The following is a 24,787-nucleotide window of genomic DNA, read 5'->3' on the forward strand; positions in this document are numbered from 1 at the left end:
AAAGAAAGCGTCTTTTAAAAAAAACCTTAGCGTCTTAGCGCCTTCGTGGCAAAAAAAATAGCGCCTTAGCATCTAAAAAACTTAAAAAATAATCAGGTGTTTTCACGGGCTTTCAAAGCCCTCCATTTACTTATATTTGAAACGATCATGAAAGAAAGAATACTCCAAAAATTAAAAGAAACCGAAACCCAAAAAAACGTAGAAATACTTCTGGCCGTAGAATCCGGAAGCCGTGCCTGGGGATTTGCTTCTCCCGACAGTGATTACGATATCCGGTTTATCTACAAACATAAACCCGAGTATTATTTGTCGCTTTGGGAAAAACCGGACGTAATAGAATTCATGACCGAAGACGATCTTGACGGTTCCGGCTGGGATTTACGGAAATCTATAAAATTATTAGCAAAATCTAACGCACCTTTGATCGAGTGGTTGTTTTCGCCGGTAGTGTATTATGAAAACGGGAATTTTGCCAGCCAAATGCGTGAGATAGCCGCAGAATGTTTTTCGCCTGTGGCGGTTTTACACCATTATCTGGGAACGACAAAGAATTTTATGGAAGTCTGCGAAATGCCCGAAGTAAAACTAAAAAGTTATTTCTACGCCTTACGCACCGCATTGGCCGGAAAATGGATTATAGAAAACAACAGCTTTCCGCCCGTTGCCTTTGCCGACTTATTACCCATAGCACCGCAAAACGTACAGGAAAAAATACTGGAATTACAACAAATAAAAGCCAGCCAGGACGAAAAGTATTTACACCCAAAAGAAACTTTAATAGCGGAGTTTTTACAGGAAACGGTACAATTTAATCAGGAAAATGCGGGTAAACTGGGAAGCGGGAAGAAGATGAATGAGGAATTGGATTTGTTTTTTAGAGTAGAAATTATGAAATAGATAATTATGGCAGGATACACAGTTACTCACATAGAAAAAATAGAAGAGCATATTACTTTTATTAGGATAAATCCAATAGATATAGAATTGACTTTGAAAGAGGTTTTTCAATCTTTATCTGATTTGAGTTGGTTAAGTCAATTTGATAAAGAGTATGTCATACAAGGTGGCTTTAAAGTGAGAGCTGATGCAACAATAAAATATATTGCAAAGAAAATTATTAAAAAAGATGATGAAAAAATAACAAGTAGTTCTGCAGAGTATGTAGTTTCGGAACTTGCTAGAAAATCTATCGTAGATGAATTAGGATATTTAAATATCCCTTTAGCAGAGTTGATAAAAATAAAAGATGTTGGTAATCATGGATTTGATTTTTACAGTAAAAACAAAAATATGATTTTAATTTTCGGTGAATCAAAATATCTGGCAGATAAGAATGCTTATGGTAAAGCTCTAAAGGGAATTATTGATTTTATAAGTGATAATCAAGATCTATCGGACATGATTGATATTGATAAATTCTGTTGCGATAAATCCAGAGAAAATTTTTCTAATGGAAAAAAAGCATTTGCAGCAGCTTTCTCTTCAAAAAATAATCCTACAGAAAATTTAATTAATAATATTAAGAAAAATAAAGAATTTATTGAGTTAAAAAAATTTAGTGAAATAATTTGTATAGCTGTTGATATATGAAAGATTTAATTAAAAATATCATTGAAAATAAAAATATTGATAAAATATTTTCATATGTAATTAATAGGATCTATAAAAACGGACCAGTAGAAATTACAGATATGGAAATCATATCATATTTGTCATTATATCAATCTGAAAAATTTGAGTTGTATAAAAATTCAATTTTAAATTATATGAGCGTCTTTTATAAAAACGTTCCTAGAGAAACTTTAAAAGAAGCTGTTTTTGGACAATATAAAAGATATTTACATAAACAGCATATTAAATATCTTAAACCCGACGAATATTTTACTCCAGTTCAGGCTGATATACTAAAAGGAATTGATAATAATAACTGCTTTAGTTTCTCTGCACCAACTAGTACAGGGAAATCATTTGTATTTATGAAAAAAATTATAGAATGTAAAAATGATGTTGTTGTAGTTGTTCCATCTAGAGCTTTGATTAATGAATATTATCTAAAATTATGTGATAGCATTAAGGATAAAACTATTAATATTCTAACTTTTGTAGATAAAATAAATACGAAAAGATCTAAGAAAAATGTTTTTGTAGTGACTCCTGAACGATGTCGTGATTTATTTAAGTATGTTGGAAAAGAAGAATTTATAGTTGATCTGTTTCTTTTTGATGAAGCACAATTAAGTAATGAAGAAGATAAAAGAGGTTTGTATTATGATAGTATTGTAAGAAGAGCTTATAAAAAATACCCAAATGCTAAATTTGTTTTTGCGCATCCTTTTGTTGAGAATCCAGATTCTCAAATTATAAAAAATAAATTCGATCAAAGTAAGTCGGACAATAAACCATATAATCAGAAAAATGTTGGTCAGATTTTTATTATAAAAGAAGGTAATGCATACTATCACTTTGGAATCGATAAAGAGATAATGGGAAACAGAAAAGTTAAGTGCGAATTTAATCCAATTGTAAAAGTTTTGGATGATGGTGGGAGTGTATTATTTTATGTTCCTAAAAGTAAAATTTATAACAAGAAAATACTTATTGATTTTAAAGAGTATATCGAATCTTGTAAAGTTATAAATAGTGATAGAATAGATTACTATATTAATGAACTAATGAAGATTACTGGAGGAAATATTAAAGAAGGTGAAAATTATTACTCCCAAATGATTTCCTTGTTAAAAAAAGGAATTGTAGTTCACCATGGTTCTATGCCCTTACAGACAAGAATATTAATTGAAGAGTTTACGAAAGAGGGACTTTGTAAGATATGTTTTGCTACTTCAACTCTTGAACAAGGAATTAATATGCCTTTCGATATTGTATTTGTAGACAGATTAGAAATAAAAGATTCATTAGCTTTAAAAAATTTAATTGGAAGGGCTGGGAGATCAACACTGTCAAATAAATTTGATTATGGAACAGTTGTTATTAGATCAAACATGAGTGGTTTTAGAAAGGTTATGTTAACACCTAATAGATTGGATACGGTTTCAAGTTTAGATAAAATTGAAGATAAAGATGATGACTACAATGATTTTAAATTGTCGATTGTTAATGGAACTTTTAATGATGAATATAATCTAACGCCTAAAGAAATAGAAAATATTGAAAAACCTAATACTAAAAGAATAATTTCAGATATTTTGAATTCAGTTTTTTTAGATGGAAAATTAGTTACGTTGGATCAAATTAATAAAGATTTAGAATTTAAACTGAACTTATATCTTTCCTTTAGAAGATTATATGAAACATTTCTTGATAGAGATTTAAATGATGCCGAAGCAGATGTTTTAAGTACAGCTATAAAAATAATGTTGTGGAGAATATATGGAAAAACATTTAAACAAATTTGTTGGTTTAGGTATTCTCACACTATAAATTCTCATTCGAAAGATAAAAATATTGGAGCAAACTATATAACAGGATTTCATGAATTACCTAATAAAAAATTATCTAGATATCCCTTGTATGGAGCATCAGATTTAATTAAAGATGTTGATTATGATCGTATAGTTTATGATACTTACGATTATATAGACAAGCTAATAGGATTTAAATTACAAGATAAATTTTATGCTTCTTTTATAAAATATTTTGAAAGTGAAGAAGACTTAAGAGCAAGAGAACTTGCAAATTATGTGAAATTTGGAACTAATGATAAAAAGGAAATTTGGATGTTACGTTATGGATTAACATTTGAAGATATTGAAGTACTAAATCCGCACATTGAAACAATAGATTCAGAAGAAATTGTGTTCAAGAAGTCAATTGACGATGTTCCAATAGAATTAAAGCAATCAATTATAAGATATATTTAAATTAAAAAAATATAAAATCTGTAAATTAATAACATTAGCTTTTTAATGAAATAGAAAGCGCAAACCCTTTTAAAAAAGAATTTGCGCTTTTCCAATTTTTATATAAAAAAGAAAAATCCCTTATTTCAGTTTCATCAATTTTTCTAAATATTCTGTTTTATCTTTTTCGGCCTGAACCAGACGTTCGTAAAGTTCAACGACTTTATCAAGAGGATTGAAAGTGCAATGATTATTAGTGTTATTTAAATAACCGTTATTCGCACTATTATCATAAAAGTTATTAAAGAAATTAAAAACAGATTCTTCTGTAAAATTTTCAATCGCTTCTACCGTCACGCCAAGTGCTTTGGCAATTTGTACCAGTTTTTCGAATTCAACTGTTTCGCTGGTTTCAATGCTTGAAATCGTCTGCTGGCTTGTACCAATAGCATCAGCAAGCGCTCCTTGTTTCATTCCGCGAAGTTCTCTAATTCGGCTGATGTTTCGGCCAATATTTCTGGGTCTGGTTTCTGTGCTCATAATTCAAAGGTATTTATTTTTTTTGATAAAAACAGCTATTCGTAAAATACAAGATCAATTGGTATTATACGGTTTTAGTTTTTTCTTAAAAATGTAAATATATTCTTTTTCTTACTTTAATAAATGGGTTTGGAGAGAATTTTTAATCAACGGGTTTTCTAACGAATTAAAAAGCAATTCTAAAATTTATATATCTTAGTAACCTAAATCATAAAGGAATGAACTGTAAAATAGCATTCAAAGAAAGAGCCGAAATAAGCATGGAACAGCTGGCAAAACAGAAACCCGTTACGCTGGAAAAGGCGAGAGCACAGGCAAAACGGCTGAGTGAAAAATAGTACTTCCAAACAAAAAAAGAATAGAATTTAAAATGACCATCCAGGACTTAAAAACCCAAAACCTGATCCTTTTTGAAGTTATTTCGGGAAGCAGGTCTTTTGGGCTCGATACCCCAACTTCTGATACCGATATTAAAGGGATTTATTATCTGCCAAAAGAAAAATTCTTCGGACTCGATTATATTCCGCAGATAAGTAATGCGACCAACGATGAGGTGTATTACGAAATTGGGCGTTTCGTAGAATTACTGCTAAAAAACAATCCCAATATACTCGAAATCCTGGCTTCGCCTGAGGATTGTATTTTGTACCGTCATCCGCTCATGGAGCATTTAAAAATAGAGGATTTTTTGTCTAAACTCTGTAAAGATTCTTTTGCGGGTTATGCCGTAACGCAGATCAAAAAGGCGAGGGGTTTAAACAAAAAAATCGTAAACCCAATGCCAAAGGAAAAGAAAAGTCTTTTGGATTTCTGTTATGTTTTAAAAGGTTATGAAACCGTTTCGCTATCTGTTTTTCTAAAAGAAAACAACCGGAATCAGGAACAAATAGGTTTGGTAAACCTGCCCAATTCCAAAGGAATGTTTGCGATGTTTTACGACGAGAACCAAACTTTGGGGTATAAAGGCATTATCCAGAAAGAAAGTTCTAATGAAGTTTCGGTTTCGTCGATCCCAAAAGGCGAAAATCCCGTGGGTTATTTATCCTGCAATCAGGAAGGCTATTCGAAATACTGTAAAGAATATACCGAATACTGGAACTGGATCGACAAACGCAACGAAGACCGTTACAACACCAACCAGAAACACGGAAAAAACTACGACAGCAAAAACATGATGCACACGATTCGGCTGCTGCAAACGGCCGAGCAGATTCTCTCCACCGGAAAATTAAATATAAGGGTTCCCAATCGGGAAGAATTATTGGATATTAAAGCCGGAAACAAAGAATACGATGCTTTACTCGAATTGGCCGACAGACTGATTGCTTCAATTGAAAGTCATTATGAAACTTCGGCCCTTCCCGAAAAACCAGACGAAGAAAAAGCTATTAAGACTTTGGTTGCTATTAGGGAAGAATTGTATGCATGAGTTTTTTTAAACACATAGTCCCGATAGCTATCGGGAATAGATTTTGTTTGTGTGTATAAGGCGTTTCACTTGTTTAAATAAACATAGCTGCTGCGGTTTTCTCTCGCAGATTATGCAGATTTTATTTGATAGAATCTGCGTTTATCTGCTTGGATCTTTTTAAATCTGCGTGAAAATCTTTTTTAAACACATAGAAACATAGGTTTTGTTTGTGTGTAAAAGGCGTTTCACTTGTTTAAATAAACATAGCTGTTGCGGTTTTCTCTCACAGATTACGCAGATATTGCAGATTTTATTTGATAGAATCTGTGTTTATCTGCTTAGATCTTTTTAAATCTGCGTGAAAATATTTTTTAAACAGATAGAAACATAGATTTTGTTTGTGTGTAGCAGGCGTTTCACTTGTTTAAATAAACATAGCTGTTGCGGTTTTTTTCACGCAGATCACGCAGATTATAGCAGATTTTATTTGATTGAATCAGCGTTTATCTGCTTAGATCTTTTTTAAATCTGCGTGAAATATTTTTAAACACATGGTTGTTGTTTTCTGTAGCTCGGATAAAATAGATTTGGTTTGAAATAAAAAATCCGCGTTTTCGCAAAGCGAATCCGTAAAATCCGCGTCCCAAAAAAGTTATGCAGTCGCAGAACCCATTTTGTCAGCCGGAGCCGTTTTGTCTTTTACCAGTTTTATGTAAATAAAATATTCGATAAAAGGAATCAGCAGGAAAAAGGCGAAGAAAAGCAGTTCGTGTTTCATGATTTCTTTATAGACATAATCTAAAACTGCTTGTATTTTATGGCCCATTTCGAGCTGGATCGATTCTTCGATTCTTTTGGGGTCTATCTTGTCGAGTTTCTTTAAAAGCGATTTTAAATCACTATACTTCATATGCTTAAAAGAAGCGATATCGGCCTTATCGTCGGCTACTTTCATAAAACCGTACATTACGGCACTGTACACTTCGCTTTCGTATTTCTGAAGCAGATACGTACTCGATGAATTTTTAAAATTATCAATCGTCTCCATTCCGGTATTGTTCTTTTTAATATAAAGATCCAGTGTTTTGGTCAGCGATTTACTGGCATCTTCGGTAGTATTGGACAATTCCTGAAGCAGGGACAGAAAAGCTTTTTTGTCCTGCTCGGAGGCAAAAGTATCTCCTACGGTTTTAGAATAAATACTGGTGGTAATGGTTTTGTTTTCATTAGTTAAAACCGAATGACCACCATAAAATAATCCCAGCATGGCAAAGAAATACAAACAAACAACTATAATATACGGAATCCAGAGTTTGGCAAACCAGTTATAGTACTTTTTGTCACGGGTAAAAAACTTCTTTTTGTACAAATACACATTCAGAACAATGCTGACAATAAGGCCTAAAAGAATAAATAAAACGGTCCAGAATATAAACCAGCCCAGATTGGGTAAAATAATATGTTTAGAAAATTCCCAGGCCTGATGCCAGTCAATGGAGTCAATATATTCTTTCATAGTTTATTTTTTTGAGCGATAAAAATATTAAAAATTGTGATTCAGAACGTAACCTTTCACAACTATAATTTCGGACATGATAAAATCAATAATAACGGGGCTTAAGACTTCTTTTCTGTTTTTGTTTAATTTTTGAAGGGGTTTTAAAAATTTTGTTTAAGTTTTTTATTACAAAATCGGGTATTTATACGCTGTTGTGTGATTTTTATTACTTCTACATTTGAATGATCTTGTCAAACGAATTGATGGTCAGTAATTTAGGTTTGTAAATGAAAACTTCTATTAAAGCGATACTGGTATTTTTGTTTTTATTCGGTACTTCTTTTTTGTTTTCTCAAAATGAGCGTTTAATCATTGGCAGAACAACAGGAAAACTGGTACTGGATAGCACTACGGTTATCAGGACTTTTGGTTTTGCCGATTCGCTTTCGGGACAGATTACGCTTCCGGGTTCTTCTGTAGATATGAAAACAGGAGACAGCCTGAAAATCGATTTCTGGAATATCTCACAGGGGAATCCGGTTTCTTTATACTGTAAGGATATTGAATTTATACAACGGGATAAGGAAAACGAAATTATGAAAGTAAAAGAACCGGTTCATCATATGGAACATGGTTTTTATTCGTTTCAGGCCCCAAAAGCAGGAACTTATTTGTATTACAGTCCGGAGAATTATCCCTTTAATCTTCAGGCCGGAATGTTTGGCGTTATTATCGTTCGTCCAAAAGATTCCCTTTTGGTAAAAGCGTCTCATGAAGTTTTATGGTGCAGTACCGAAATTGATCCTCTATGGCATACCGACACGATTATGGGGACCGAATACGACCCGTCTAATACAGCCGTAATTCTTCCCAAATACAAACCGCATTATTTCCTGATTAATGGCCAAATAATTACAAAAAATAAAGGCCTGCAGTCCCTTGCGAACAAAAACGAAGCCGTACTGCTGCGGCTGGTAAATGCCGGTTTGTACCGAAATGAAATTGATTTTCCTCTGGCGGTAAGACTTCAGCCGCTTGATGAAGAAAGTTTCGGGAAGTCTTTTTCAAAAGGAAATAAAATAAAGCTTCAGCCCGGAGAATGCCTTGAATTGTATGCTTTTTTGGGTTCTGCAGCCTTAAAGGAAAAAATTAGTTATCGTTTTATTGATCCCGTTTCAAAGAAGACCCGTTACAAAGCGGCTGTTCCTCTTTTTTATTAATATTTAAACTTATGCCCCATGAAAAAAATCTTTACCCTTATTATCATTATTCATTTTGCTTTTGCCTCTGCACAGACCAAACCCACTTTTACGGTTTTGGGAAGCGGCATTAACAAAGAAAGTGTAGCCAAAAACAAACGACTGGATATTTCCAAGATTAAAGTCGAAAACATTTCCAATGCACCTATTTATCTGGTTTGGGAAACGGTTTCGAATACTTTCCCGAAAGAGTGGGACTGTTCGATGTGCCAGCATGGTGCCTGTCAGATCGGGATTCCAAAAGGTTCCGCTTTTAGTAAACTCAATGCCGACCAGCAGGGATTTATTGCCATTCATGTTATTCCCGCCAACAGAAAAGGAACCGGAATCGTCAAATTTAAAATCTACGATAAAGCGAATCCTCATTATGCGCAGATTCTGACTTTTGAAGTCGAAGCGATTTAATACCAGTAACAAATCAATCTAAATATTAACCTAACACCAAAACAAAATGAAAAAAATTACCTTACTGCTCATTATTCTGACTACAGGTTTGTCCTTTTTTCAGAGCCATGCACAATACATTCGAAGAAATGCCTGCACACCCGAAGCCAAAGCCGATCTTGATGCCATGAACGCAGCTTTTAAAATAATGCGGACACTGGGCTGCGAAGACGGGCGCAGCTGGTATTATCAGGGAGCGATACATAATATCCCGGATGCGATTAACGGACCTAATAAGCTTTGTGCAAAATACCAGACGAGTAAAGACAAATTATGGGCCTGGGCAGACTGTACGCATAACGGAACGGCAAGTTCTTCTTTAAACTTTTTATTATGGCACAGATTGTATACCTGGCATTTGGAGAAAATTATTCGTGAATTATCAGGAAAAAAAGATTTTGCCCTGCCATACTGGAATTACGGAAGCACAGAAATTGCAGACAATATCATGGCAGCAGAAACAAGGGACAAATCCAGTTCGTTGTATGAAGCGGCAAGATACAGTATTCTAAATGCCGGACAGCCTATTTTACCAAATCAGGTAGAGGCCATTCAAAATGCACTTGGTGAATTACAAACAAATCCCAAATTTGCAGGCTCATTCGGATTTAGTAAAAAACTGGAAGGTTCTCCTCATGGTTTTATGCACAATCTTATAGGTGGTTTGTATGCCAGCCCAAAAGAAACCTATTACAACCAGATTTATCAGGACAATAGGTCCGGTTTGATGGCCAATGTAGATTCAGCAGGATTTGATCCTATTTTTTGGCTGCACCATGCTATGGTCGATCGTATCTGGACATCGTGGGATGCTTCCATTTACGGAGAGCGCCCAACTAAAAAAGAGCTTGAAGACAATCGCTGGCCGTATGAGTTTATTCAGCCAAATGGTGAAAGAATTACCTATACGATGGATCAGGTTTACGAAATTGTTTTTAATCCGGATTATAAATACGATACGCTGCTTTATGGTTCTACAGAGCCTGTTCTGGCTTCCAATGAAGCAAAAAGTAATAAATTAAAGAAAGCAGTTCCTTTTCAGGATAAAGAAAAAATAATCTGGGAAAAAACAGTTGGTGCAACACTTAATGAAACTCCTTTTGCTCATAAAGTAACCGCTAAACCGGCGCAAAACACTAATAAAGCGTTCAGAAGTCAAAAAAACTCAATCATGGTTCTTAATTTAGATGTAGTAGTATACAAAGAACCGCAGGATTATTATACTGTTTATCTTCGTTATGCAGGCAAAGAGGAGTATGTAGGAACCATGACTTTCTTTGGTGTAAGCCATGAACACGGTACAGGCGCCAATCATGAACTGGCAGAAACTGGTGTAAAACTGAATTTCTCCTACTATATTTCAGATGATTTACCAAGATCCAATCCGGACTTCGAAATTATTATTAAAAAGACCGGAACAGGAGATGCCAAAGTGACCCTTGAAAAAATCAGTGTCGCTCAGGTGAATTAAAAAATGATTTTTTTCCCAATAAAAATCCAAACCCTGCCAATACCAATTAGCAGGGTATTTTTTTGAGATAAGGTTGTAGTTTTATAAAAGAGATTATAGACAATAGTTTCCGTAATCTTGTCATCGATGAACGAGAAATCTTCGCGAGTAACTCCGCAGCGTATAGCGCCAATCTTTGTAAAGCTGCCTGTGGAGATTTGCTTCACTTTTTCGCTGTCGATCGAGTCCCCTTACGTCAGAAATGACAAATTTTGTGATTAAATATTTTTTTATAAATAATCTGCGAACATCTGCTTACATCTTTTTAAATCTGCGTGAAACAAAAAACTTGGCGACTCTGCGACTTCGCGAGATTAAAGAAAAACCAAAGAAAAATCTTTGTGTCCTGGCGCCTAAGTGGCAAAAGAAAATAATAACCAGATCAAAGAATAAAAAACTTAGTGTCTTAGTGCCTTCGTGGCAAAAAACAAAAAATAATAAACCGTTGAGTTCGTTATGAGCTCAAAAAATGAGTATCAATAAAAATTTTTATCTTTGTACTTTAAATTTCATGAAAAATGAACTGCAAAATATCATTTCAGGAAAGAGCCAGGTTAGGAATGGAGATTCTATCCAAACAATCTCCCGTTACCTTAGAAAAAGCAAGAGCGCAAGCGGAACGTTTGAGTCAGGCAAGCAAGTCAAAAGTGAAGAAACAGCGCTGATAAAACAATTCTGTGATAAGAATGGTTTTTGGATTACTAATATTAATATCAACGCTTTTATTTCTTCTGGAGCCGAGCAGAAAGTTTATCTTCAAAACAAACACAAAGTAGTAAAACTAAACGATAGTATTTATTACGAAACTTGGGAGGATTATTTTGATAATTTATTGCTCAATAATTACTTTTTCCCTGATACTGCCTATCAATTAATCGGGTTTTATGAAAATGCAGATGGACTTTATGCCATGGTAGAGCAGAAATTTGTTGAATCTGATTGTGATACAGAACTAGAAAATGTGAAACTTTTTTTGACTTCAAACGGATTTGTTAACACTAGAAATAATGATTATTTTAATCCTGAATTAGGAATTATTCTTGAAGATTTACATGATGAAAATGTTTTGACTTTTCAGGATAGTTTATTTTTTATTGACACCGTTTTTTATGTCACAGAACAATTTTATCTCTAAAGAAAATCCTCTGTTGTTTTCCCAATAAAAATCCAAACCCTGCCAATACCAATTGGCAGGGTGTTTTTTTGAGATAAGTTTGTAGTTTTATAAAAGAGATTATAGACAATATTTTCCACAATCTTGTCATTTCGAGGAACAAGAAATCTTCGCGGGTAACTCCGCAGCGTATAGCGCCAATCTTTGTAGAGCTGCTTGTGGAGATTTGCTTCGCCTGTTCGCTATCGCTCGGGTCTCCTTACGTAAGAAATGACAAACTCGACGAAAAAACTTTGAAAATAGCTAAAGCATGTGCATTTAAATTAGTGAAACGCCTTTAAACGTAGAGAAAAACTATGTTTCTATGTGTTGAAAAACAATTATGCTAAAGAGTTTATTTCTAATATTTTTTTTAACATTTAAAAGACATTATTTTAAGAATAAACTGATTTAAAATTCTTACATTACAACCTCAAAATAAAAGCCGAATAAAGATGAATATAAGCATCTCAGTTAAACAATTAGGAAAAAAACATCCAATACTTCAGGATAAAAGTATCGCTCTGCATATCGAAAATCCTGTCATTACGACCCAAAAACTAATCGAATCCATTGTAGAGTATCAGGTACAATTATTTCATGCTTCTTCTTTTGAGTTTGAGGACGAAGACAAAATTCATCTTCCAAAAGAAAATTATCTTCCCATTTTAACCGATACCGGAAAAGTAGGTTTTGGCGCGCTTTATAACCACAATAAAGTAGATTTAGCCAAAGCGCAGGAAAATGCCATAATAGCCTTCGAAGACGGAATGTACGCTGTTTTTTACGGCGAAGACCAGCTTGAAAGCCTTTCAGAAGAGATCGATTTATCCAAAAACAAAGCCTTAACTTTTATCAGACTGACCTTTTTGGCGGGAAGCTACTGGTAATTAAATTCCAAAAAATAAAATCCAAATTCCAAATCTTTGGGTGAAATCCTTCGACTTCGCTCAGGAGGACAATGTGAAGTAATCTAAAATCTATCCCGAGGTTTCGGGACTAAAATCTAAAATATAAAAACATGACAATTGAAGATTTATTAAAAAGTAAAGTAATCGAGAATCCGATTAAGAGATTCAAGAAAGAGCTGGAGGAAATTGTAAACAGTAATCTGGTTACGAAATTATTTTCCGGAGCAAAACTCAAAAAAGAAGTGGCTGAATTTGGTTTGGAACTGCTTAAACTGGAAGATAATTATTATAGCAATTATATTTCGCTGGGTTCTAAACAGGCCGACAAGTTTACAGCACTTGTAAAAGAGAATATTTGGGAAGACAAAAACTATTACGAGCTTTTGGTTTTCTTTTTTGGAGAACAAAATGCGGTTTATGTAAAAGAAGCCTGGAACAGACTGCCTCAAAAAATGTATCAGAGCGGTTATACGAGACGTTCTTTCAGAGCGCCAAACAATAAAAAATACCTGTTGATCAATCAGGTTAATTTTCTGCGTTCTCTGCTCAGCGGGCCCAATAAATACCATTATCAGGACAGCAAAATGGTTTATTATGATTTGAGTATCGAAGATCAGATCCGGTTTGATACCGAGATTTCGAATTCAGGAAATCAGTTTATGCTTTGGTCTTCGGCACTTGATTTGAAAAAAGACAACCTGTATCAGCTTTTTGAAGATATTATTTTCAATAAAGAGCCACAGGGAAAAGTTTCCAGAAATATCATCAAAGCGCTTTTAAACAGCGAGAACAAAGAAAACTGGGAACTGGTAGAAAAACTGCTTTTGTCGGCACAGCGTCAGGAAGGACTTCGTCAGGTTGTTTTAGAAGCTTTAGACGAAACGAGCATCGGCGCTTTGCAGTACATGATCAAAGTGATTATCGACAATAAACTGAGCCGTTTTTCATCTGTGGTAAGAGCCATCGATACGTGGACAGGTTTGGGCTGGGATTCTGAAAAAGAAACTACGGTTCGCAATATTATCGATTTGGCTTACGGTTATTTCTCGAATCCGGAAACGATTCCGGCTGGCATTCGCAGTAAAAATAATAACGAAGCCTATATGGCACTTTGGGTTCAGGGCGTTTTTGATGTTGAAAAAACGACTCCGTTTCTGCATGAATTGTTAGAAAAAGGAACGCTGGAAAAGAAATGTCTGGCATTGAAATTTGCAGGAGAAACAAACGATCCGTATATCGAAATGCCTCTTTATTTTAAGGCTTTAGACGACGAAAATCTTCAGGTTTTGGCCTTTGCCGTTCCAAGAATGAACATGCTTTTGGATGCCAACACCAAATCAAAATTCTATATCAACAATGCCGATTATCCGGATTTCTTCAACAAAGTGTATACTCTTGCCGAAACGATAACGGTAAAAGAAAAAGTTTTTGAAGGAAAAGTATTTTCATGGTTGAATGCGAAGTTCGAAAAAGATACTTTGTATTCGTCGGCCATCAATTTAATTGGCGATTATAACGACAGATTGGAACTTATTTTAAATCAGTTTGAAAGTTTTTCCATCAATTTAAGAGAAAAACTGACGCGTCAGATTCTGGGCGATTATTACTGTTATTCGTTTTACAGTTTCCAAAGCAACGTCGGAAAAGAGAAAAAAGCACCAACAGAGTTCCAAAGAAGTTTTGCTTTAAGAATCCTAAAAGACAGAGGAGAATCTCTTGTGGCTTCGGCAATTTCTACTTTAAATAATCTTACGCTTACGGCTGACGAATTGGCTATTTTTCAGGAATTGTACAAACGTAAAAATTCGAATTTAAAGAAAAACCTAACGTCGATTTTACTGAAACAGGAAGACCAAAATATAACTTCTTTTGTAGAGACTATTGTAGAAAAAGGCGATATGGAACAGCGCATGTCGGCTTTGGATATTATGTTGCAATTGCAGAAAAACAACAAACTGACCGATAAAGTAAACGGCTGGGTAAAAGCGTATTCGGCAAGACCAAAAATTACCGAAAAAGAAACCAAATTTATCGAGCAGTTAGAACCGTCGCAAAAGAAAAACCTGTTAAGCGCCGAAAATGGATACGGATTCTTTACGCCAAATCAGATTTCAGCGTATGCTTTGCCAAAAGTAGAAACCGATTCTTTGTATGCCAAATCGGTTAAGGCAGAGCAATACGGTTTTTCAAAATCGATGTCGCACATTAAAAAGGAAATTTCAAAGCTGTATCAATTATTTGAGGACAACCGAAATTATGAATACGAAATTGAAAATTACGATAACAGCAAACAAACGGTATTGCTTGGAAATACTTTCAGACAATTAAAAAATCTGAAAGACGAAAAAGACAAGGAAGTTTTAGCTAAAAATTATCCTCTGTATGAAGTTTGGTCTGGCTGGTTTGAAAATTCAGGACTGAATGAAAGAGATTTGTTTTTAATAACGTTGGTAAGCAATTGCGACCGAAAAGTTTGGCGCGATTTCCTTGAAAAACATGTTTTTTATTATAAAGAATTATTACCGCACCCCAACAAAAGAGGTTACGATTGGGATAATGCAATTCTGAATATTCTGAATGCTTTAAAACTAAAGTATATCTTTAAAGAAGAAACAGATTTTCTGATTAATGCGTGTACGACTTTGTATGCCGATCTTCCACAGTCTGTTTTGGAATTTGAATACAAACCGGGAAAAGACCAGTATTATTACAATTCTGATAACGGAAACGGCTGGCAGAATCAAGGTTTTTTTGATATTTATCTGAACAAAATCAATTTGGGAGATTTAACCAAAGATCAGGAAAACAAGCTTTGGAACTTGTACAGATGGAGACAATTAAACGGATTGGAAAGAAATATTTCGTACACCAAACCGCCGATTCATTTATACGCTACCGCTTTTGAACAGAACTTAATTACAGAGGGCGAATTGTACGAAGGTATTTTGGAACCGGAAAGAATTTCAGTTTTAACTAGCGAAACCAAACATTACAGACATTTTGGAAGTGAAGAATTATTGGTAAGATTTCCATTTCTGGTTGCGATGATTGATAAAATCCGTGAAGCATTTTTGGATGTTGAGGTTAAAAGAGGCGATTCGAATACTGCGGTTACGCCTTTGGTTCAGAGTTTTCAGAAAATTTACGGTATCAATCGTTTGGTCGAAATGCTTACGGCACTCGGAAAAGCAAGTTTGTACAAAGGCTATATTTATTCGTGGAGTTACACCGAATTGACGAAACAAAAGCTGTTCAGCTATTTGCTGAAAAGATGTTATCCATTAGAATCAGATACTCAGAAAGTGTTTAACGAAGCCGTTAAAAAAGCTAAAATTTCAGAAGAAAGATTAATTCAAACCGCTATTTATGCTCCGCAATGGCAGAAGTTAATCAGTAATTATTTAGACTGGAAAGGTCTGGATGAAGGAATTTGGTGGTTTCACGCCCATACTAAAACAGCAAGCTACAGTGCCGTAAATGCTGAACTGGAAAGCGAAATGGCAAAATTCTCTTCTATCGATTTACAGGATTTTAAAGATGGTGCGGTAGATAAAGACTGGTTTGTTTCGGCCTATAAAAAGTTAGGCAAAGCCAAATGGGAAATGCTGTACGAATCGGCTAAATATGTAACAGACGGAAACGGACATCGTCGCGCACGTTTGTATGCAGACACGATTACGGGCGATTTGAAAATTAGAGAAGTTACAGCCAAAGTAAAAGACAAACGCGATCAGGATTATTTGCGTGTTTACGGTTTGGTGCCTTTGAGCAAAGCAAGTCCGGAGAAAGATATTCTGGCGCGTTACGAATATTTGCAGCAGTTTAAAAAAGAAAGTAAAGAGTTTGGTTCGATGAAACAGGCGAGTGAAGCTTTGGCGATTCGTGTCGCTCTGGAAAACTTAGCGAGAAATGCTGGTTATCCAGATCCTGTTCGTTTGACCTGGGCAATGGAAACCAAACAGATTCAGAATATTTTATCTAAAGAAACTGAAGTTAAATTAGATGATGTTACGATAAGTCTAGTGATCAATAAAGAAGGAAAAGCCGATTTGGTTACTTTGAAAGGCGATAAAGAATTAAAATCGATTCCGCCGAAATACAAAAAAGACAAAGGAATTCTGGAACTGACGAATTACCGCAAAACGATGCGCGAGCAATGGACACGTTCGAGAAAAGGTCTGGAAGAAAGTATGATTCGTGGCGATGAGTTTTTATTCGCAGAAATGCAAAACCTTTTCGAACATCCTATTATTTCTAAACATTTGGAGAAACTAGTTTTTATTTCTAACGAAGATCAAATAGGTTTTTATATAAATGGAAATCTGGTAACGGCTTTAGGAGAAATGATTTCGTTAAATGAAAGACAGACTTTTAGAATTGCGCATTGTTTTGATTTACATAACAATAATGTTTGGACAGATTATCAGAAATATTGTTTTGATAATAAATTGCAACAGCCGTTTAAACAGATTTTCAGAGAATTATATGTTCCAACGCCAGATGAATTAAAAGAAAAATCAGTCTCAAGACGTTATGCAGGACATCAGGTTCAGCCAAACCAGACTTTAGCCTTATTAAAAGGAAGAGGCTGGAAAGTAGATTACGAAGAAGGCTTGCAGAAAGTTTTCCATAAAGAAGGCTATCAGGTAAAAATGTACGCTTTGGCAGACTGGTTCTCGCCGGCTGATGTCGAAAGTCCGACTTTGGAAACTATCGAATTCCATTCCTTAAAAGACTATAAAAACATTGCTTTTAAAGATATCAATCCGAGAATCTTCTCAGAAGTAATGCGTGATATTGATTTGGTGGTAAGTGTAGCTCACGTTGGAGGAGTTGACCCAGAAGCGAGTCATTCTTCTATCGAAATGAGAACCGTTTTATTGAGAGAGACATTGCGTTTGTTCAAAGTGAAGAATGTAGAAATAACCGGAAACCACGCGATTATAAAAGGACAAATGGCAGAATACAGCGTGCATTTAGGAAGTGCGGTTGTGCATCAGCTTCCGGGTAAATATTTATCGGTACTGCCAATTCATTCACAGCACAGAGGACGTTTATTCCTGCCATTCGCAGATGACGATCCAAAATCGACTGAGGTTATGTCTAAAGTTTTATTGTTTGCCAAAGACAATGAAATTCAGGATCCGACTATTTTGAGCCAGATTGATAAGACTTACGTTTAAGTGGCAGCTGTATTGTTTACTATACTATTTAGAAAGTACCTATGGTTTCAACTGTGGGTGCTTTGATGTTATAATTTTTTAAATTTTCATAAAGATTTGTTAAATTAAGATAGAAAAGACTACATTTGCACCCAAAATGACAAACAAACACATACCTATTATGCTTACAGTAAAACAAAATTATGACCGTTTAGAGGGATTTCTTCCGTCTGGCGGCTCTGGATGCAGTATGTATGATATAGAATTGAAATGTAATTTGTAGTTACAAAATCAGTATAAAAGATACAAAAGCGTCCTTCAACAAGGGCGCTTTTTTTGTTTTCGATTGTTTTAAGAGAAGAAAAAGAGTGTTGAACCTGTCGAATTTTGGTAAAAAGAAGTTCAAAATGAGTGAAAATAACCCGTAACCCAAAAAATAATTAAAAAAATAACCTGAAAAATGTTTAATGCACAGACTAAATAGTGAAATATAACTTTGGAAAGTAATCTGGTGAGAGACAGTCATTTGATACAAAAAAGGAATCTGCTTTATAAGCGGACAAGAATTTTTATTCTCTAAATTAAAACGTAATCAATTGATAGTCAGTAAAATAATTTTAAAAATGATTTGGAAATATGATTTTTTCGACTTTATCTTTGCCGAAGAAATTTAGAACACAGAATTTCAGACAAAAAAAGATTTCAAAATTAGAATATAATATAAAAATGGCTTTACAATATAACAGACATAACGAACAACTGCTAAACCCAAGCTTCGATCTTGGACGTTTATCAATGCAGGTGCATCACTACAGGCAATAGGATAGTTATATCAAGTTGAATTTTGTAAAGCACCTTTGAACAGGTGCTTTTTTTATGCCTATAGTTTGCCACTAAGGCACAAAGTCGCAAAGATTTAATAAGCGTAAAAGAAACCTTAGTTCCTTAGCGCCTTCGTGGCAAAACAAAAAATACCTGATTTTGTAGCTCAGTTGGATAGAGCGTCTGCCTTCTAAGCAGATGGTCGAAGGTTCGAATCCTTCCAAAATCACATATTCTCTAGAAGGAATAGGCTCATTGGGGTTACTGGCTAACCTTCCCGACTGTCTCTCGGGAGAAACGGGTTCGATTCCCGTATGAGCCGCTTTTTTTAAAGATGCTAAGGTTCTAAGAATCTGAGATACTAAGTTTTTTTTTGCCTTAGCATCTTAGAACCTAAATGGAATAACTGAGAAGAGAACGATGGTCGTTCGTCCGCCTTATATGCGGGAGGCTGCAGGTTCGAGTCCTGCTTCTCAGAATACAAGCGGGAATGGCGAAATTGGCAGACGCAGCTGACTTAGAATCAGTTTTTTGAGAGTTCGAGTCTCTCTTCCTGTACAAATTTTGAAGATGCTGAGGTTCTTAGGAACTAAGGTACTAAGAGAGATGCAGAGCTATAAAGATGTATAGGTTAAAAAACTTAGTATCTCAGAATCTCAGAACCTAAAAAAATAAATATGAAAAAGATAAGCACCTTATTTGCTAAAGATCCGAAGAACTTAGCACGAGTAGTAAATAAAATTAATGCGGAAAATGCATGGGTAATAGAAGGCGAAGCAATCGCAACCAGAAAATTTGACGGTACATCTACTGCCATTATCAATGGAGAATTGTATAAGAGATTCGACGCCAGAAAAGGACGTGTAATTCCTGAAAATGCTATTCCGTGTCAGGAAGCAGATTTGATTACGGGACACCATCCACACTGGATAAAATGTGATCGGGTAAAATCTGAGGATAAACATTTTTTTGAAGGTTTTGATCATTTAGAATTGAAAGTAGATGGAACCTACGAATTATGCGGGCCAAAAGTACAGGGTAACCCTGAAAACTTAGAAAAACACACTTTAGTTAAACACGGTTCTGAAGTATTTGATTCTCTAAGTTTTGATTTTGATGAATTGAAAATGTTCTTATTAGAAAATGATATTGAAGGAATTGTTTTCCACCATATTTCAGACGATAGAATGTGCAAATTAAGAAAATCAGATTTTGGTATCAAACGATTAAAAATGGAAGTAGTTTAAAGGAGTTTGCTAAAAAGGCTGACACTAGGTAAATAAAATTTGCGTCTTTGCGGGATATTGACAAAGTAATTTAAGAAAGCCGATGAGTAATTTTCACCCAAAGACACAAAGTCACAAAGTGAAAGAATCAAATTAAATATTTGTGTCTTTGAGTCTTAGCTGCAAAAAAACATTTAAAATTAAAAAAGATGAAACAAAAATACAACCGAATTGCCCTTGTTGGCATAGAACAAGAAGAATATGAGGTCATAAGATCTTATTATTCAGGACATATTATCTGGCATCAGTCTATACCAAAAATTGTGGTAAAAGACGAGGTATTGTATATGGAAAAATCGAATGGAATTGGAATGTTACCTGTTGATAAAGTCGTGTACTACGGAATTTACGATAATGATTTTGATTTCATTGCCGGTCTCGCAATCTGGAACGGCGATTGTTATCCAAAAGCTTCAGCAATGCTGGACTGCCGTTTTAAGATTCCGTGCCTGGTAAAAGCCCTGTCCCTTTCAAGGTTTAGCGCTCCAAGAGGGTTTATAAGTGCCGGAGCTTCTGTTACTACTACAGGAGATACGATTGCCAAATGGGGGAACTGGCATTGCGGAGAAAACAAGCATCGTTTTACCGGAGAATGGGAAAGCGAATTTACCGCCACTATTGAACCTTATTTTGAAGGCGAAGCCGTTCGGATCATGATGATAGGGGATACCTATTGGCAGATTAAACTGGAAGGTGACAGCTGGCTGAAATCGATCCATCCTGATGATGCCGGATTTATGCCTGTTGATCAGGAATTACTGGAAGACACGCTGTACATTAAGAATGTTTTACAGATGGATATGATTGGAAACGATTATATCGTAGCCAAAGATGGTTCCAAATATTTACTGGAAGTGAATCATATTCCTAATATTACCCGATTTGAAGAGGTTAGACAGGCTTATTTATCTGCTGTAACAGAGTGGATTAACTAAAAGTTTTTACACTGCGCAAAATAATTGCGCAGTGTAATCTAAATATTTGCGATATCATTTTCCGGCAAGAAATGAATGAAGGAACCAGAAGATTAAGACTGGTTTCAATTTAAAAATGAATAGAAAAAATGAATCAAAAAATATTTTTTACGTCTGATCATCACTTTGGTCATACGAACATAATCAGGTTTAGTGAGCGTCCTTTTGCCACAGTAGAAGAAATGGATGCAGAGCTCATTAAACGATGGAACGAAAAGGTAAGTCCAGGGGATATTGTGTATCACTTAGGCGATATTTCGCTGGCAAGACCGGAGAGAACCAAAGAAATTTTAGACCAGTTAAACGGTTCCATATTTCTGGTAAAAGGCAATCACGATAAGTCGGCATTGAGTTATGCCAAACGATTTGAGTGGATTAAGGATTACTACGAGTTAAGTGTTCCTGATGAAGAAGCGCCCAACGGCAGGCAGAAGATTATTCTTTTTCACTATGCCATGAAAGTATGGAGAAGTTCTTTTAGAGGTACCTGGAACTTATACGGCCACTCGCACGGTCATTTGTTCGATGACGAAACCTCACGTTCGTTTGATGTTGGCGTCGACTGCCACAATTATGCACCGCTTTCTTATGATGAGGTAAAAGCCATCATTTTAAAGAAAGACTGGAAAGCTCCTTTTGGAGACAGAGAATTATAAATTATTTAAAAGAAATTCAAATGAAAACTACAGATAAAATTATCATAATCGATTTAGAAGCCACCTGTTGGCAGGGCACGGTCCCGAAAGGCCAGCAAAATGAAATCATCGAAATCGGACTGGCTGTTCTGGATACAGAGACAGGTACGATTAGTAAGAATAAAGGAATATTGGTTAAACCGCAGCGCTCCAGTGTGAGTCCGTTTTGTACAGAACTTACTACTATTACCCAGGATTTACTGGATAAAAACGGTGTAAGTTTTGAAGAGGCAGTCAACGAACTCATTGATGAATACAACCCTGATTTGTATACCTGGGCCAGTTACGGCCAGTATGATCTGAATATGCTCAAAAAACAATGCCAGTCATTTGGAGTTGTGTACCCAATGGCAGAAGAGCATATTAATGTCAAAGAATATTTTGCCGAAAAATTTGGTCTGAAGAGATCAACGGGAATGAACGGTGCTTTGGGCATGCTTAATATTCCGCTGGAAGGAACTCATCACAGAGGTATCGACGATGCAAAAAATATCGCTAAGATTCTACATTGGTGCCTGAAAAATTAGAATTTAATTTGTTAACCGCAGTTGTCAAAAAGGATAGTTGATAGCTGCAGAAGGAAACTGCAGTTGTCTGGCAGCTGTGGTTTCTCTTTTCTGTTAAAAACAAATAACATTTGAAAGAATACTATATTGTAAATAATATTTTAACAATGGTCAGGATTTAATAATATATTTGTTAACAGGCAATTTTACAGTAAATATGCTGAAAAAAACAAGTTGAATCCAAATAAGGAACAATTAAGAATATGGACAAAGTAAAAACTCCTTTTCTGGATACACTTTATCATCTCAGGACAATTGAGCAGGTGATACTATATGATAAACTGATGACGATTTCTAAAACAGAAGAATCAGAAGCAGTTTTGTTTCTGGAAACCGAATATGAAAAAGAAATTTTAGAATATCCGGGAACAGCTCCCGCCTTTCATTCAGAAGCCGCTTTATGGGCAGCCCGGACCGTATATTTAGCTGTTCAGTTACTATTGCACAGACAACATAAAATAAGTGACCTGAATATACTTTTGGCCGATTATGAAGGTACACCAGATGCTTCGGCCATGATTTCGGCAGATCTCTGTCTTCGTTTTCTGCCGCAGATTGTGCAGGAACTAAGGCGAATAGATCCCGAAGATGTGATTATTGTCATTTTAGAAAAACACCTGCAAAAATTCCATTACTCTGCTATTGGATCGGATACAGATCCAGAGGGTATAAATTTGGAAGTACTGATGACAGATGACTGTCTGCTGCAGTTATATCTTGATCGTATTGTACATCGAAAAGCCACAAAATGGGCCCAGTCTGATTTTATAAAAAAACAATTGGAAATAGGGTTTGGGGATTATCAAAAGCTGTTCTGGGCAGAATTTTAAAACAAAAAATAATATAAACAAGAATAAACCAATGAATGCTGCAACTAAATTAAATGCCGTTTTAAAACATATCAAAGAGACTTTTGTTGGAAAAAATGAAATTATCGATTTGTTGGGAATCGGTTTGCTGGCAAGAGAAAATGCCTTTTTGCTGGGACCTCCGGGAACCGCCAAAAGTGCCATTGTCAGATCGCTTTCTAAAGGAATTGAAGGCGATAAAAACTTTGAATACCTGTTGACCCGTTTTACGGAGCCTAATGAGATTTTTGGCCCTTTTGATATTCGTAAACTGAAAGAAGGGGAACTGGTTACCAATACAGACGGTATGATGCCGGAAGCTTCGATGGTATTTCTGGATGAGATATTTAATGCCAATTCGGCTATTTTGAACAGTTTGCTGATGGCGCTTAACGAGAAAATCTTTCGAAGAGGTAAGGAAACTAAAAAACTGCCGGCCCTGATGTTCGTAGGAGCAAGTAACCTGATGCCCGAAGATGAATCCCTTAATGCACTTCTGGACCGTTTCCTGATTCGTATTAAATGTGATTATGTAGAACCGGACTTACTGAGCCAGGTACTGGTGGCAGGATGGAAACTGGAAGGTACTGCAGAAAATGAAGTGCCGACAATTTCGGCAGATGAGGTTCGTGAACTGCAAAAAAGCTGTCGTCAGGTAGATTTGACTACGACCCGAAACGAATATGTCGACATTATTCACAGTCTTCGAAATACGGGGATTAAAGTATCAGACCGTCGTGCGGTAAAACTGCAGAACCTTATTGCAGCCAGTGCTTTGATGTGCGGACGTACCGAAGCCATACTATCTGATTTCTGGGTTTTGAAATACATCTGGGACAATGAGGAGCAGATCGAAATCCTCGAAGGCATTATTAATAAAATTATCGAAAAAGATACTTCGGCAGATGCACACCCTCAGGCGCTGTACAATAAAACACCGGATGCCGAAAGTGTGATGAAAGAGGTGAGTTATCTGACCGAAAAATGGCAGGATGAGAACCTTTCTTTTGAAGAGCAGAATGTAATTAAAGATAAACTGCGCTATATTCAGACACGTTGTGACTGGATTAAAGATGCCGAACAGAAAAGATATATACAGGAACATATAGAATCTTTGTGGCAGAAGATTCTGCAAACTATTTAAAATGTATTTGCTCGAAATTAATAAGGAACATAAAGACTTTCTGGGAGCGGTAAGGCATTGGGAGAATCTCAAAATAGCCGTTGAAGCCCAGACCGTCTGGGTAAAAGATTTCACAGAAGGACAAATCGGTTCTGCTGTGATTCTGCAGATTCCGTATGCCAGAATATACGAATTGAAAGGAAATCTGCTTTTCGAAAAAGGAAAACAGCTTCCGGCTAAAAAACTGCCTTCGGGTCTGTTGTGGACTCCGGTACTACGTGCTTTACCAGTTACATTGCCCGGATTTAACCATAACTTTTTTGGTATTGATCACACGATTCAGATAGGGCTGAAACCTTCTGAGGAGATTAGAGAGGCTTATGCTTTACTGGCAGATTATGAAGAACTGAAAGTCTATATCGAATCGGCACCTAAATTTCGACTGGAACCTCTGCGCTGGGTAGTAATTGATGCTAAAGCGCTGATTATGGGAACACCCTTATTACCCATAAAAGGCAGTACTTACTGGCTTAAGAACGATTTTTTAATCCCTTCAGGTTACGATTTTGAATGGCCTGTGCTTACCGATACCTTTCAGCAGAAATTAAACCCGTCGGGAGAAAACCTATTAATATGGAATGAGGATAACGGCTATTCGTGTATTTCGAAACAAATAATTAAACCATTGTCAATCAGCTCGTTTCGCTTAACTTTTTTATGAATTAAAA

Annotated in this window: 19 protein-coding genes and 4 tRNA genes; 21 read left to right on the top strand and 2 right to left on the bottom strand. The window is 35.6% G+C overall.

The genetic code is table 11. The annotated features are described in order from the left end of the window. Positions 1-147 precede the first annotated feature (147 nt). Genes ACODST_RS25535 through ACODST_RS25545 form a run of 3 tightly spaced genes read left to right on the top strand, consistent with a single transcriptional unit; the run spans position 148 to position 3,878 of the window. Positions 148-897, top strand: a complete 750-nt coding sequence (locus ACODST_RS25535) for a nucleotidyltransferase domain-containing protein (protein WP_488934927.1) — start codon at positions 148-150, stop codon at positions 895-897. Positions 898-903: 6 nt separating this feature from the next. Continuing rightward, on the top strand, positions 904-1,590 hold the full coding sequence (locus ACODST_RS25540; RefSeq protein WP_488934928.1) for a hypothetical protein: 687 nt from the start codon (positions 904-906) through the stop codon (positions 1,588-1,590). Continuing rightward, positions 1,587-3,878 (top strand): DEAD/DEAH box helicase, encoded by a 2,292-nt coding sequence (locus ACODST_RS25545; RefSeq protein WP_488934929.1) that lies wholly within the window; start codon positions 1,587-1,589, stop codon positions 3,876-3,878. Before ACODST_RS25540 ends, ACODST_RS25545 begins: the two co-directional genes overlap by 4 nt. Positions 3,879-3,998: 120 nt before the next feature. On the opposite strand, the gene ACODST_RS25550 is transcribed toward ACODST_RS25545, so the two are convergent. After that, a complete protein-coding gene (locus ACODST_RS25550) occupies positions 3,999-4,397 on the bottom strand; it encodes a helix-turn-helix transcriptional regulator (RefSeq protein ID WP_488934930.1) in 399 nt (132 codons plus the stop codon). A gap of 370 nt (positions 4,398-4,767) precedes the next feature. Between ACODST_RS25550 and ACODST_RS25555 the strand changes: the two genes are divergently transcribed. After that, on the top strand, positions 4,768-5,826 hold the full coding sequence (locus ACODST_RS25555) for a nucleotidyltransferase domain-containing protein (RefSeq protein WP_488934931.1): 1,059 nt from the start codon (positions 4,768-4,770) through the stop codon (positions 5,824-5,826). A 634-nt stretch (positions 5,827-6,460) separates the two neighbouring features. Here the strand turns inward: ACODST_RS25555 and ACODST_RS25560 are convergent. Beyond that, positions 6,461-7,324 (bottom strand): hypothetical protein, encoded by an 864-nt coding sequence (locus ACODST_RS25560; protein WP_488934932.1) that lies wholly within the window; start codon positions 7,322-7,324, stop codon positions 6,461-6,463. Between the two features lie 269 nt (positions 7,325-7,593). Here ACODST_RS25560 and ACODST_RS25565 point away from each other — a divergent pair, with 269 nt between their 5' ends. From ACODST_RS25565 to ACODST_RS25645, 17 genes are all read left to right on the top strand, one after another. After that, the gene (locus ACODST_RS25565) at positions 7,594-8,526 is read left to right on the top strand and encodes a multicopper oxidase domain-containing protein (RefSeq protein WP_488934933.1); all 933 of its coding nucleotides are present in this window, start codon (positions 7,594-7,596) and stop codon (positions 8,524-8,526) included. Positions 8,527-8,544: 18 nt separating this feature from the next. Then, positions 8,545-8,970 (top strand): hypothetical protein, encoded by a 426-nt coding sequence (locus tag ACODST_RS25570; RefSeq protein ID WP_488934934.1) that lies wholly within the window; start codon positions 8,545-8,547, stop codon positions 8,968-8,970. A 46-nt stretch (positions 8,971-9,016) separates the two neighbouring features. Continuing rightward, positions 9,017-10,480: a tyrosinase family protein gene (locus ACODST_RS25575; RefSeq protein WP_488934935.1), complete on the top strand. Its 1,464-nt coding sequence runs from the start codon at positions 9,017-9,019 to the stop codon at positions 10,478-10,480. A 550-nt stretch (positions 10,481-11,030) separates the two neighbouring features. Beyond that, on the top strand, positions 11,031-11,654 hold the full coding sequence (locus ACODST_RS25580) for a putative polyvalent protein kinase domain-containing protein (protein WP_488934936.1): 624 nt from the start codon (positions 11,031-11,033) through the stop codon (positions 11,652-11,654). Positions 11,655-12,127: 473 nt separating this feature from the next. Next, complete coding sequence (locus ACODST_RS25585; RefSeq protein WP_488934937.1) at positions 12,128-12,562, top strand: hypothetical protein; 435 nt, start codon at positions 12,128-12,130, stop codon at positions 12,560-12,562. 131 nt (positions 12,563-12,693) lie between these two features. Next, a complete protein-coding gene (locus ACODST_RS25590) occupies positions 12,694-17,766 on the top strand; it encodes a DUF4132 domain-containing protein (protein WP_488934938.1) in 5,073 nt (1,690 codons plus the stop codon). Between the two features lie 956 nt (positions 17,767-18,722). Beyond that, positions 18,723-18,796, top strand: a tRNA-Arg gene (locus ACODST_RS25595). 20 nt (positions 18,797-18,816) lie between these two features. After that, positions 18,817-18,889, top strand: a tRNA-Asp gene (locus tag ACODST_RS25600). An 84-nt stretch (positions 18,890-18,973) separates the two neighbouring features. Further along, a tRNA-Ile gene (locus ACODST_RS25605) sits at positions 18,974-19,045 on the top strand. A 6-nt stretch (positions 19,046-19,051) separates the two neighbouring features. Continuing rightward, positions 19,052-19,125, top strand: a tRNA-Leu gene (locus tag ACODST_RS25610). Between the two features lie 119 nt (positions 19,126-19,244). Continuing rightward, the gene (locus tag ACODST_RS25615; protein WP_488934939.1) at positions 19,245-19,814 is read left to right on the top strand and encodes a hypothetical protein; all 570 of its coding nucleotides are present in this window, start codon (positions 19,245-19,247) and stop codon (positions 19,812-19,814) included. Positions 19,815-20,002: 188 nt separating this feature from the next. After that, positions 20,003-20,788: a hypothetical protein gene (locus tag ACODST_RS25620; protein WP_488934940.1), complete on the top strand. Its 786-nt coding sequence runs from the start codon at positions 20,003-20,005 to the stop codon at positions 20,786-20,788. Positions 20,789-20,916: 128 nt separating this feature from the next. Beyond that, positions 20,917-21,483, top strand: coding sequence for a metallophosphoesterase (locus tag ACODST_RS25625; protein WP_488934941.1), 567 nt, complete (start codon positions 20,917-20,919; stop codon positions 21,481-21,483). A 20-nt stretch (positions 21,484-21,503) separates the two neighbouring features. Beyond that, positions 21,504-22,049, top strand: coding sequence for a 3'-5' exonuclease (locus ACODST_RS25630; RefSeq protein WP_488934942.1), 546 nt, complete (start codon positions 21,504-21,506; stop codon positions 22,047-22,049). A 242-nt stretch (positions 22,050-22,291) separates the two neighbouring features. After that, a complete protein-coding gene (locus ACODST_RS25635; RefSeq protein ID WP_488934943.1) occupies positions 22,292-22,918 on the top strand; it encodes a hypothetical protein in 627 nt (208 codons plus the stop codon). A 31-nt stretch (positions 22,919-22,949) separates the two neighbouring features. Beyond that, entirely contained in the window at positions 22,950-24,080 is a 1,131-nt protein-coding gene (locus tag ACODST_RS25640) for an AAA family ATPase (RefSeq protein ID WP_488934944.1), read from the top strand. 1 nt (position 24,081) lies between these two features. Next, a complete protein-coding gene (locus ACODST_RS25645; protein WP_488934945.1) occupies positions 24,082-24,780 on the top strand; it encodes a hypothetical protein in 699 nt (232 codons plus the stop codon). Positions 24,781-24,787 lie beyond the last annotated feature (7 nt).

The sequence above is a fragment of the Flavobacterium sp. FG19 genome, assembly GCF_057809475.1.